The sequence below is a fragment of the Microbacterium sp. MDV22-iso44 genome, assembly GCF_058629135.1.
Genome location: NZ_JBZVWS010000001.1, coordinates 815,916 through 827,998, shown reverse-complemented (window position 1 = coordinate 827,998; position 12,083 = coordinate 815,916). Strand labels below are relative to the sequence as shown.

Sequence of the window (12,083 nt, the reverse complement as noted above, 5' to 3'; positions counted from 1 at the left end):
TCAGCCCGCCAGCGCCTTCGAGATCCGCTGCAGCGACACGGGCTCGGCGGTGCCGAGGCGCTGGGCGAACAGGCTCACCCGGAACTCCTCGAGCAGCCAGCGGGCGTGCTCGAGGCGTGCGGGCGCGCCGGCCGGCAACGGGAGGGTGCCCCCGGCATCCGCGAACAGGGCCGCAGCGCGCTCGTACTCGGTCATCCGCTGCCGGTCGCGGCCCGGGTTGTCCGCGAGTCCGTCCACGCGCTCCTTCGCACCCTGCAGGTAGCGGGGGAGATGCGTGAGGCGTGCGGCCCCGGTGCGCGAGAGGAACCCGGGTTGGACGAGGCCGGCCAGCTGGCCCTTCACGTCGCCGAGTGCGGCGAGCAGGGTCATGGAGTTCTGGTTCTTCACCGCGCGCTCGACGTCGCGCTGGAGGGTGAGGATGCGGGCGGCCAGCGACACGGTCTGGAACAGTTCGTCGACGACCCGAGCGGAGAACGCGTCGCGAGCGGCGGTGAACGCAGCCTCGGTACGGATGACCGCGTCGCCCATGACAGCGTCGGCGACGGCGACCCGGGCATCCTCGATGAGCGCCTTGGCGGACGGATACGGCGATGCTGCCAGGGCGAGCTTCTCGGGCGCCGTCAGGTGGTCCATGACGTACGCGGTGGGAGAGGGCACCGCGAGCAGCAGCAGACGCCGGGCGCCCGCGCGGGTGAGCTCGGCGGCGCGTTCGGCGGTCGCCTCGATGCGCAGCGATACCCCGTCCTTCGCGTCGACGAGGGCCGGGTAGCCGCGGACGACACCGCCGGCGACCTTCGTGTCGACGACTTCGGGGAGGTCCCCGACGTCCCACGTCGTGATGCCGGTGCGCTCGATCGGAGCGCTCGCGGCGGCGACGGCCGCGGTCGGGGATGCCGCCGGCTGCGGCCCGCGCTTCGGCGCGAGCGAGCGGGCGACCGACTCGCGGGCACGGCCGGCGAGTCGGTCCTGCAGCTCGCGCAGGTTGCGGGACGACCCGACGGTGCGTCCGCGCTGATCGACGGCGCGGAACGAGACGCCCAGGTGGGCGGGCACCCTCTCGAGGTCGAAGTCGCGCTCGGTGACCGGCTGATGCGCGATGCGCTGGATGCGTGCGGCGAGGGCTGCGCGGAGAGTGGATGCCGGGAGCCCGTCGGTGTCCTCCGGGCCGGACCCGCGGATCTCGTCGCCGAGGGTCGTCGCCCAGTCGGCCGCGGGCACGACGTGGCGGCGGATGGCCTTGGGGAGGGCCTTGATGAGCCCCGTGACGAGTTCGTCCCGCATCCCGGGAACCTGCCAGTCGAACCCGTCGGGGCGCACCTGCGCGAGCAGGGCGAGCGGGATGACGACGCTGACGCCGTCGTCGGGGGCGCCGGGCTCGAAGCGGTAGGCGAGCGAGAGCACCTGGTCGCCCTGACGCCAGCGCGTCGGGAAGTCGTGCTCGTCGGTCCGGGCGGACTCGCCGAGCAGGTCGGCCTCGGTCATGTCGAGGAGCTTCGGGGTGGCGGGCTGCGTCTCGCGCCACCATGTCTCGAACGAGCGCACGTCGAACACGTCGTGCGGCACACGCGCGTCGTAGAAGGCGTACACGGCCTCGTCGCCGACGAGGATGTCGCGGCGTCGCTCCCGCTCCTCGATGCGCTCGAGCTGACGGCGGAGCTCGCCGTTGCGTCGCTCGAACGCGGTGAGGCGCTTGTCGAGGTGCTGACTGTTCCACTCGCTTTCGACGAGGGCGTGACGAAGGAACAGCTCCCGCGCCAGGTCGCGGTCCCGTCGGGCCAGCTGCACCCGGCGGCGCGGGATGATCTCCACACCGAAGAGCGTCACCTTCTCGGCCGCGACGGCAGCGCCGGCATCCTTCGACCAGTGCGGGTCGCTCAGACTGCGGTTCGCGAGGTCGCCGGCGAGGTCCTCCGCCCAGGCGGGGTCGATTGCAGCGACGGTGCGACCGAACAAGCGCGACGTCTCGACCAGCTCGGCGGCCATGACGGCGTCGGGGGAGGCCTTGCGCAGGCCCGAGCCGGGGAATACCGCGAACGAGGCGCCGCGGGCGCCGCGGTACTGCGGTAAGGGCTTGCGCGCGTTCTTCTTCGCGGGGTCGGTGGTCACGGAGCGGGTGTCGAGGATGCCGATGTGCGAGAGGAGTCCCGACAGGATCGCGCGGTGCAGAGCGTCCGGGTCGGCGGCTCCCGCCGCCTGACGAGGGGCATCCTTCGGCGAACCGGAACGGGAGAGCGTCGAGAGCTGACGGTGCACGTCGAACCACTCGCGGACGCGGACGTAGTTGAGGTGCTCGCTGCGGCACAGGCGCCGGAAGGCGCTCGAGCCGAGCTCTCGCTGCTGCTCGCGCAGGTGGTTCCAGAGGTTCAGCAGGGTGAGGAAGTCGCTCGTCGGGTCGACGAAGCGCGCGTGCAGACGGTCGGCCTCCTCGCGGCGCTCCTCGGGACGCTCGCGGACGTCCTGGATCGACAGTCCCGACACGATCGCGAGCAGGTCGCGCGAGACGCCCAGCTTCTCGGCCTCGAGCAGCATCCGCGCGAACCTCGGATCGATCGGCAGGCGCGCGATGCGGCGGCCGAGGCTCGTCAGGCGCAGGGCGCCGGTGCGCCCGCCCACGGCGCGGAGCTCGGTGAGCAGCTCGACGGCCGCCTTCACGCCGCGGCTGTCGGGCTTCGTGAGGAACGGGAACTCGGTGACGTCGCCGAAGCCGAGCGACAGCATCTGCAGGATGACCGAGGCGAGCGAGGTGCGGAGGATCTCGGGCTCGGTGAACTCGGGGCGCGCGGCGAAGTCGTCCTCGCCGTACAGACGGATCGCGATGCCCGCCGACGTTCGACCTGCGCGTCCGGAGCGCTGCTGCGCGGAGGCCTGGGAGATGGCCTCGATCGGCAGCCGCTGGATCTTCGAGCGCACGCTGTAGCGCGAGATGCGCGCCGTGCCGGTGTCGACGACGTAGCGGATGCCGGGGACCGTGAGGCTCGTCTCGGCGACGTTCGTGGCGAGGATGATCCGCCGCCTCACGCCGGCCACAGCGGACGGCTCGAACACGCGGTGCTGCTCGGCCGAGGAGAGTCGGCCGAACAGCGGCAGCACCTCGGTGGGGCGGGCGTCCTTCGCGTAGAGGCCGCGGACGGCATCCATCGCGTCGCGGATCTCGGCCTCGCCGGGGAGGAAGACGAGGACGTCGCCGTCGGGCTCCCGGTCGAGTTCGCGGAGGGCGGCGAGCAGGCCGTCGACGTCGTCCTCGGACTCCTCGTCGTGCGCGCGGTAGCGGATCTCGACGGGGTACGTGCGGCCGGAGACCTCGATGATCGGGGCGGGGACGCGCTCGCCGTCCGGGCCTGTCGCCGCGAAGTGGGCGGCGAAGCTCTCGGGGTCGATCGTCGCCGAGGTGATGATCACCTTGAGGTCGGGACGCTCGGGCAGGATGCGGGCGAGGTAGCCGAGCAGGAAGTCGACGTTCAGCGACCGCTCGTGCGCCTCGTCGACGATGATCGTGTCGTAGCGGCGGAGCAGTCGGTCGCGGTGGATCTCATTGAGCAGGATGCCGTCGGTCATCAGCGTGACCTGCGTGGCCTCGGTCACCTCGTCGGTGAATCGGACCTTGTAGCCGATCGCGCCGCCGAGGGGCACCTGCACCTCGTGCGCGAGACGCTCGGCGATCGACCGGGCCGCGATGCGGCGGGGCTGGGTGTGGGCGATGCGGGTGCGGCCGAGTTCGAGGCACATCTTCGGCAGCTGGGTGGTCTTGCCCGAGCCGGTGGCACCGGCGACGATGACGACCTGGTTCTCCGCGATGGCGCGCGAGATCTCGTCCCGCGCGGCGCTGACGGGCAGCTCCGGGGGATACGAGATGACGGGGGCGGGTGCGGACACAGCCTTCGATGGTATCGCGCGGGCGGATGCCGGCGGTCGCCCGGCCCCGCCGGCGGTGCGGCTCAGCGGTCGGAGTTCTGCGGTTCGTCGAGCAGCGGCAGGTCCGCTGCGGTCACGAGACGCGAGAGCACCGCGTGCTCGACGAGGCGCGCGCGGCGGTTGGTGGCGAGCTTCCCGGCGCCGCCGCGCAGGCCCTGCACCCCCTCGCGGTCGAACTTGTCGCACACGTTGTCGAGCTTGCGGTTGAAGGTCGTCAGCGGCCAGCCGAGCCGCTCCGCCGCCTTCGCGGAGGTCGGGATCTGACTCGAGCCCATCATCCCGCCGCGCAGGATCGGCTCGCAAAGGGCGATCAGGAGCAGGCGCTGGGTGGCCGTGAGGGGGACCGCCCCGATCGTCGTCCCGCCGTCCGTGCTGTCGCCGTCCAGCTCCACCGCGCGACCCGTGAAGCGCGCGGCGCCGTTGCGGATCGTGAACTCGTACGTGAACGCGCCGGCGGTGAACATGACGACGAGTTCGGGGAAGACGAGCGGCACGCGCGTCCCCGGTCCGAGCATCGCCTGGTACGCCCCATCCGAGGTCGCGAGGGCCACCGAGATCGACCGGCCCGTGTTCGTGAGCCACCACATGCCCTGCGAGGACTCGATCTCGAGCAGGCGACGGTGCAGGTACGGGTTCGTGTCGATGACGAGGTCGGCGTCCCGTCCGATCGAGAAGGTCTCTCCGGGCGTCGGGTGGAACCATTCGCCGCAGAACTCGATGCCGAGCTCGGCGGCGTCGGTCTCGGCCGTCATCTCTATGTCTTCCGCCATCACATTCCCCCTTGGACGATCACGATGATTCCCCACACGGCGCCCGCCACCACGGCGGCTCCGCCGATCACGACGGCGACGACGCCGCCCCGTCGGGCACGTCGGCGCGTCCTGCGATCCTGCCCGGTCGGCGGTGAGAGCGGGGCGCGGACGACCTGCGGCGCCGGCTCCGAACGTCGGGGTGCGTAGACGGCGCCGGAGACCAGGGTGCCCGGCGACGAGGCCGTGCGGGGCGTGTCGGCCCGCCCGTGCGCGACCGCCGGGGACCCGGCATCCCGCACGACACGGCGCTCGGTCACGCGGGTACCCTCGCCCGTGCGGCGTTCGGCCACCAGCGTCTCGTCCGCCCGCCGCTCGGCGAGGCGTGTGTCGTCGTCGGCGCGGCGTGCCGCGAGGAGCGTCTCATCGTCCGGCACCCGACGCGCGGCGAAGCGCGTCAGGTCGTCGGGCTCGGCGCGACGCGTGGGGTCGTCGATCGGGTCAGTCATGGCGCCTCCGGCGCGAGGGGACCGTCTCGACCTCGATCGTGCCCGTGGCCGGTTCGCTCGTGACGAGACCGCCCGTCGTGTCCTCCAGGCGGGGGTGGATGCCACCGCCCACCACGTCGATGACGATGGCGGTGACGTTGTCCCTGCCGCCGTGCGCGAGCGCCTGCGCGATGAGCGCTCCCGTCGTCTGGGCGGGCGAGGCGCCTGTCAGCAGTCCGGCGCGGATCGCCTCGTCGGTGATCTCTCCCGACAGGCCGTCCGAACAGATGAGGAGACGCTCTCCCGTGACGACCGGCAGCAGCCAGAAGTCGGCCGGGCTGCGCTCGCCGCCGACGGCGCGCGTGATGACGTTGCGCCCCTCGAAGGTCGCCATGTCCTCGCGTGCGAGGCGACCGGCATCCACCATCTCCTGCGCGATCGAGTGGTCGACCGTGAGCTGCTCGAGGCGCTCGGACAGGAGGCGGTAGACGCGGGAGTCGCCGATGTTCACGACGAGCCACCGGTTCTCACCGTTCTGCTGCACGGCGATGACGCCTGTGAGCGTCGATCCGGCGCCGCGCGTCGTGCCGCGGGCGATCTCCTGCACCGACCGGTGCGCGCCCTGGACGGCCTCGGCGACCTCTTCGGGTGCCACATCGCTCCGACCGACGAAGCCCCGGAACGCGTCGATGACCGCGGCCGATGCCAGATCGCCCGCCTCGTGGCCGCCCATGCCGTCGGCGACGAGGAACACGGGGAAGCTCGCGAGGTGCGAGTCCTCGTTCACGCGACGGCGCAGGCCCGTGTCGGTGAGAGCGCCGCTGATGACGTCGAAGGGAGGGAGCGGCCCAGTGGTGGGGGTCATCGCGATCCTGCGTCGAGGGTGAGCTCCGCGTCGCCGAGGAGGAAGCGGCCGGCAAGGGGGACGGGGGTGCCGACGGCGATCTCGGTGTCGCTCGTGCCGACGACCACGCCGTTGGTCGAGGCGAGATCGGTGATCGTCCAGGCGTCGCCGGTCCGCCGCAGCAGCGCGTGCGTCTTGGACACCGTCCGGGTCGTGTCGTCGATCGCGATCGGCTGGGCCTCGGGGGCATCGGACGGCGGTGCGGGGTTGCGGCCCAGCACGATGGTGTCGGACGTGAGGGCGACGGTCTGTCCGGTGGGCAGACGCAAGGACGCCGCCGGGCGGCGGTGCGCCGCGAGGACCGTGTGCTCCTCGAGCTCGGTCTGCTCGCCCGGGGCCACCGCGGGCGCCGCCGGGGGAGCGGCGGGCGCGGCCGGCGCCGTCACGGGTGCGGCGACCGGAGCCAGCGGAGGCGGCGACCAGGGATGGACCGGGACGGATGCCGCGGCCGGCGTCCCGGGCCCCGGTGCTGAGGTCGGGGCCGGGGGCGCGAACGCGGACGTGTCGGCGGGAACGCCGCGGGTGTCGACGGCGACAGGTTCCGCTGCGAACGGCGTCGGGGGCAGGCCCTTCTGCGGCAGCCCCTGCCAGCGCGCCGCTCCCCACCCGATCACCGAGGCCCAGACGGGCAGCAGCAGTGCACCGAGGGCGACGAACCCGCCGCCGCGACCGAAACCGCGGTTCAGGGGGCCCATCATCCGCACCAGGAGGATCACGACGCCGGCGAGGAAGACGAGGAACAGCAGGGTCGGGACGACGGATGCCGCCAGGATCGCGCCCGCTCCATCGCCGCCGCCGCCGAACGCGGCCTCCTGAGCGGACTGCAGCAGGAGCGATCCTGCGACCGAGGCGATGACGGCGGTGAGGAGGCCGCCGCCCACGATGACCGCCGCCCACCACCCCTTCATGCCGGCGAGCTCGAAGAGCATCCAGATGTTCAGCACCGGAACCCAGGCGCGACCGCTCGGGAGACCGGCCTTGCGGAACACGGCGGCCAGGGCGAGCGAGGTCCAGACGTACACGGCCGCGAGCAGGACGAGCTGCACGAGCACGCCGAGGAGCGACACCGCGAGGGCGCCTCCCACAGTTCCGGCGGCATCGCCGATCGAGGCCAGCGGGTTCGCCGTCGTCACGCTCAACATCTGTCCTCGTCCCTCTTCGACTTCCCTCGGTCCCGCATCGCACACCCTATCTGCGGGCGGCCCGTCTGCGCGGCAGCAGGGAGCGCAGTGACAGCCGCGCCCCGAGCCGCGCCCAGAAACCCTTCTCCCCGGCGAACCGGGTGCGCTCGGCGGCCACGATCCGCCAGAACTCCTCGCTCTCGGCTGCGCTCGGCGGCGAGACGTCGAAGACCGACCGATCCGCCCAGCCGGCCAACCGCCTGCCCGGCGCCTCGTCGGCACCGCCGGCGAACAGGCTCGCCAGTTCCTGCCTCGTCAGGTGGGCCGGTGCGGGGTAGCCGTGGTCGACCGCGGTGTCGACGTACTCCTCCCAGCCGCCGGTGAAGCGCTCCGCGACGTCGCCGCGCCGCCGCCGGTTGCGTCGGCGGACGGCCTTGACCGCCAGGACCGTCACGAGCGGCCCGATCAGGACGATGACCGCGAGCAGCGACACGCCACCGATGCGGACGGCAGCCCACACCGCCGACAGGTCGGTCTCGTCCGCGGGCGCCTGCTCGTCCGGCAGGTCGCCGTCGGACGGAGAGGCATCGGCCGGGAGCACCGTGTCCACCTCGTCGCGGCGGACGTCCGTCGGGTTCTCGGGGTCCCGCCGCTGCTGCACATCCGGCGAGGGGAAGCTGTCGTGCTGCGGCGTCGCATCGACGGGGACCCACCGGCCGGCGGCATCCTGCACCTCGATCCACGCAGCGAGATCGCCGCCGCGGCACGAGCCGTCCTCGCAGACGGGCAGGTCCTCGGCCGAGGTGAGACGGGTGCCGACGACGACCCGCGCCTCGAAGCCGAGCTGATCGGCGATCAGCATGGCGGCGACGGCGAACTGCTCGTCGTCGCCGACGGCGGCGACGAGTTCCGCATCGGAGCGGCCCGGCGCCTCGGCTTCGCGCGTCAGCAGCTGCGCGAACATCGTCCCGATGCGGTCTGCCGAGTGACCCGCCCGCGACGACTGGAACCCGCTGCCACCGAGGTCCGCCAGCCAGGACGGGGTGTCACCGGTCGGCACCTGCAGGGCGTGGCTGAGATAGCCCCGGGCGCGCAGGCGCTCCACCAGGGTGTCGAGAGCGGCGCCACCGGTGCCCGCGTCCTGCGCCTCGATCCATTCCACGAGCGAGGCGGGAACGACGTCGGCGGGCAGGGACGGTCCGCTCCGGGCGGGGGTGAGGGATGCCACCGGTTCGGCCTGGCCGTCCGGGGCGACCGACAGCCGGTACGCGTCACCCTCGCCCAGACCGGGGTCGGCGAGCTCGATCGCGGCGCCCGTCGCGGCGTTGTGGAAGAACCCATCGGACAGGTCCGTCGCCCGGGTCCCGTCGAACGCGATCGCGCGGAGGCTGCCGGCGGTCGGGACCCAGATGCCCGCGCCCGCTCCCATCCGGACCGAGACGCTCGCCGTGCCGTCGCCCCCGAGGCTCGAGGGCACGCGGGTGAACGCCGTCGCCGGGTCGGTGGGGCCGGCATCCGGATCGATCGCGCGCGCCGTGCGACCGTCGTAGAACGGCAGGGTCGCAAGGCGCACGCGGTCGATCGTCTCGGGAGCGGCGACCGTGAACAGGACCTGGTCGTAGCGATCGTCCGCGAACGCCGCGCGGTAGTCCGCGAGCGGGCTGGGCGCGCGCTCGAGTTCGAGCACCGGTGCCACCGCCGCCCGCGCCACCTCGCGCGGCTGCCCCGCGAGTGCCCACGGCCCCCAGACGGCCGCAGCGGCGGTCGCGACGACGACCATCCCCGCGGCGGTCGCCGCGCGGGTGGCGGTGCCGCGCCGCCGGGCGGTCGGTCCCCGACGCATCCCGGTCGCGTCGGCCGCGGTCCGGAGTGCGCGGCGCCGGTCGTGGGCGGTCCGCCAGACGACCGCGACGAGAGCTGCGACGACGGACGCCGCCCCGACGAGCGTCTCGGGTTGGAGGGGGACGGCGCCGACGAGCAACGGCGCGGCCAGGGTGCGGGCGCCGAAGACCACGCCGAACGCGGTCGGGATGAGCGCCACGGCGACCGCCGGCATCCACACCGTCTTCGCGCGCCACGCGATCGACAGGGCGGTGACGGTGACGGCGAGGAAGAGCAGGAGCGTCGGCGCGAGGGTCGCCTGGTAGGCGCCGAGCGGCAGGTCGAGGGTGAGCAGGTCCTTCCACCCGGTGACGGGCGCCGTCGCGACGTCGACGAGGGCGCGGAGCGCCGCACCCGGGGAGGCCAGCGAACCGGATGCCCCGACGAGAACTCCCAGCGCAACGTAGGCGCCCAGCGCGGTGAGGGCGACCCACCATCCCGACCAGCGCCAGCGGGTGCCGACGGCCGCGACGACGTGACCGGCGACGATCCCGGCCGTCACCGCGACGATGAACGCGGTGCTCCGGTAGATCGGCCATGCGGCGACCGCTCCCACGGCGAGGACGAGATCGAGCACGATCGCCTGGCCGATGAAGAAGCCCGCCCGCGACGGTGCGGGGCGCGGGCGGCGGGCGTCGCGGCGGAGGGGGACGGTCACGATCGCCCACCCCTCGCGAGCATCTGTCGCAGGTCGTCGAGGAGCCCGATCGAGATGACGGTCATGCTCCCGAGGCGCCGGATGCCGGGAGCCGCCGTCGGGTCGCACACGAGGGCGACGACGGCCACCTCGGAACCGAAGGCGAGCGCGGCGCTCTGCAGCTGCGTGGGCGTCAGCGTCGATCCGCAGACGAGGAAGGCGATCGACGCATCCGGATGGCGCCCGGCCGCGAGCGCGGCGACCTCGCGGAGCGGGCTCGGGTTCTCCCCGCGACCGATGGCGGCGAGGTCGTCGAGGAGGGTCCGCGACGAGATCGTCGTCAGGGTGCGGAACGTCCGCATGCGGCCTCGCGCGAACTCGGGGATCTCCGCGCCGGCGACGACGTCGATGTCCCGCCCGTCGCGGAGCCCCCGGACGCCGATCGACGCGGTCGCGCTGACGGCGAGTTCGAACTCGTCGTCGTCGGCGTACTCGTCGCCGCCGAGTCCGAGAACGAGGATCATGCGGGAGCGGCGGGTCTCCTCGTACTGACGCACCATCATGGCGCCGGTCTTCGCCGTGGATTTCCAGTGCACCTGGCGCGGTGAGTCGCCCGGGACGTAGGGCCGGAGCGCGTGGAACGAGAAGTCGGCGTCGACGATCGTCCTCGACGGGCTCCCCTCGAGGTCGCGGATGAGTCCCGTCTCGGTGCTCCGCAACGCCGTCGTCACGGGGTGCACGTAGAGCGTGCGGGTCTCCTGCCAGGTCGCTTCACGGGTGAGGATGCCGAGGGGGTCCCCGCGCACGGTGCGGGCGGGGCCGACGGTGATGACGCCGCGGCGCAGGGTCGGGATCGCGACATCCTCGCTGGTCTCGTGGCCAGGGCGCAGCAGCGGCACGGCGACGTCGACGAGGCCGTCGCCGACGGGCAGGTCGACCCGGCCGGGGAGCGCGACGCGCCGACCGACGTTGGTGACGACGAGGGCACCCTCGACGGGCGTCCCGGCGACGACGCGGTCGTGCTCGAGGCGGAGGGTCACCTCGTAGGCGCGCGCACCGAACAGGAACGGAACCGAGAGCGCGAGGAGCAGAACGGCCGCCCCGCCCGCCACGGCGAACTCGAGCCAGCCGAGGGCGAGGCCGCACGCGAGTCCGACGACCGCGACGGCGAGGACGATCCACCCCGCGGGTGCCACGGTCTCGGCGAACCCCCGCGCCGCCCGCGCGCTCGCGCGCCGGAGCCGCCGCCATCCGCGCACCCCCCGTACCGCCAGGCGCGTCGTGGCGGGCGCCGAGCCGTAGCCCGTGCGCGTGTATCCCGTCGCGGCCGAGGTGCGGGTGAGGCGGGACTCGTTGGAGGAACTCACACGTTCTCTCGCTGACCGCGTTCGTCGAGACGCTCGCCCGACGGCGGGACGACGTCGAGGAGGACCTGCCCGATGACCGCCTCGGCCGTGACGCCGTCGAACTCGGCTTCGGGGTCGAGGATCAGACGGTGCGCGAGCACGGGCACGGCGAGCGCCTTGACGTCGTCGGGGGTGACGTAGGTGCGGCCGTGGGCCAGCGCCCACGTGCGCGACGCCTTCGTGAGCGCGAGTGCTCCTCGGACGCTGACCCCCAGCCGCACCTCGCGCGCGAGGCGGGTGGCGTCGACCACGCGCGCGATGTAGTCGAGGACGAGCGGGTTCAGGTATCCGCCGCGGGCGATGTCGGCCATGCTGACGATCCCCTGCGGGGTGATGACGGGGGAGACCTCCCGCGTCGCATCGCCGGAGCCCTCGAGGATGCGGATCGTGGCGGCGCGATCCGGGTAGCCGAGCGAGGTCTTCAGCAGGAAGCGGTCGAGCTGCGCCTCGGGGAGCCGGTAGGTGCCGGCCTGCTCGACCGGGTTCTGCGTCGCCACGACGAGGAACGGGACGGGTACGTCCCGCGTGACACCGTCGACCGTGACGTGACCCTCCTCCATCACTTCGAGGAGCGCCGACTGCGTCTTGGGCGATGCGCGGTTGATCTCGTCGGCGAGGACGACGTTCGCGAAGATCGGCCCCTGGTGGAACTCGAACTCGCCCCGGCGCTGGTCGTACACCGTGATGCCCGTGACGTCACCGGGGAGGAGGTCGGGGGTGAACTGGATGCGGGATGCCGTCCCCTGTACCGATCGCCCCATCGCGCGCGCCAACGACGTCTTGCCGGTACCGGGGTAGTCCTCGAGCAGGAGGTGCCCCTCGGACACCATCGTGGTGAACGCGAGTTCGATCACGTGCCGTTTGCCGAGCACGACCTGCTCCACGTTGTCGACGAGCGTGGTGAAGGTCTCGGCGAACCAGGCGCTCTGCTCCTGGGTGATCGTCATCGTGTTCCTCTCGGGGAAGGGGTCTCGGGGCCGCGCCG

8 protein-coding genes are annotated in these 12,083 nt (G+C 73.1%); all 8 read right to left on the bottom strand.

Annotation, left to right across the window (positions count from 1 at the left end):
• The 8 genes from hrpA to AC4NN1_RS04010 all read right to left on the bottom strand — a co-directional run bounded on the left by hrpA (position 1) and on the right by AC4NN1_RS04010 (position 12,045).
• Positions 1-3,873 (bottom strand): ATP-dependent RNA helicase HrpA, encoded by a 3,873-nt coding sequence (hrpA, locus tag AC4NN1_RS04045; protein ID WP_491954602.1) that lies wholly within the window; start codon positions 3,871-3,873, stop codon positions 1-3.
• Positions 3,874-3,935: 62 nt separating this feature from the next.
• Complete coding sequence (locus AC4NN1_RS04040; protein WP_018188407.1) at positions 3,936-4,664, bottom strand: FHA domain-containing protein; 729 nt, start codon at positions 4,662-4,664, stop codon at positions 3,936-3,938.
• A gap of 17 nt (positions 4,665-4,681) precedes the next feature.
• Entirely contained in the window at positions 4,682-5,170 is a 489-nt protein-coding gene (locus AC4NN1_RS04035) for a hypothetical protein (protein ID WP_491954601.1), read from the bottom strand.
• Positions 5,163-6,014, bottom strand: coding sequence for a PP2C family protein-serine/threonine phosphatase (locus AC4NN1_RS04030; RefSeq protein ID WP_491954600.1), 852 nt, complete (start codon positions 6,012-6,014; stop codon positions 5,163-5,165). Before AC4NN1_RS04030 ends, AC4NN1_RS04035 begins: the two co-directional genes overlap by 8 nt.
• Complete coding sequence (locus tag AC4NN1_RS04025) at positions 6,011-7,195, bottom strand: FHA domain-containing protein (protein ID WP_491954599.1); 1,185 nt, start codon at positions 7,193-7,195, stop codon at positions 6,011-6,013. The genes AC4NN1_RS04030 and AC4NN1_RS04025 overlap by 4 nt, the downstream gene beginning before the upstream one ends.
• 46 nt (positions 7,196-7,241) lie before the next feature.
• A complete protein-coding gene (locus AC4NN1_RS04020) occupies positions 7,242-9,713 on the bottom strand; it encodes a transglutaminase domain-containing protein (RefSeq protein ID WP_491954598.1) in 2,472 nt (823 codons plus the stop codon).
• Positions 9,710-11,059: a DUF58 domain-containing protein gene (locus AC4NN1_RS04015; RefSeq protein WP_491954597.1), complete on the bottom strand. Its 1,350-nt coding sequence runs from the start codon at positions 11,057-11,059 to the stop codon at positions 9,710-9,712. Before AC4NN1_RS04015 ends, AC4NN1_RS04020 begins: the two co-directional genes overlap by 4 nt.
• On the bottom strand, positions 11,056-12,045 hold the full coding sequence (locus AC4NN1_RS04010; protein ID WP_018188402.1) for an AAA family ATPase: 990 nt from the start codon (positions 12,043-12,045) through the stop codon (positions 11,056-11,058). Before AC4NN1_RS04010 ends, AC4NN1_RS04015 begins: the two co-directional genes overlap by 4 nt.
• Positions 12,046-12,083 lie beyond the last annotated feature (38 nt).

Bases quoted from the DNA above. Each gene is read 5' to 3' on its own strand.
- AC4NN1_RS04025 (WP_491954599.1), bottom strand. From the start codon at position 7,195: ATGTTGAGCGTGACGACGGCGAACCCGCTGGCCTCGATCGGCGATGCC.
- AC4NN1_RS04040 (WP_018188407.1), bottom strand. From the start codon at position 4,664: ATGACGGCCGAGACCGACGCCGCCGAGCTCGGCATCGAGTTCTGCGGC.
- AC4NN1_RS04035 (WP_491954601.1), bottom strand. From the start codon at position 5,170: ATGACTGACCCGATCGACGACCCCACGCGTCGCGCCGAGCCCGACGAC.
- AC4NN1_RS04030 (WP_491954600.1), bottom strand. From the start codon at position 6,014: ATGACCCCCACCACTGGGCCGCTCCCTCCCTTCGACGTCATCAGCGGC.
- AC4NN1_RS04010 (WP_018188402.1), bottom strand. From the start codon at position 12,045: ATGACGATCACCCAGGAGCAGAGCGCCTGGTTCGCCGAGACCTTCACC.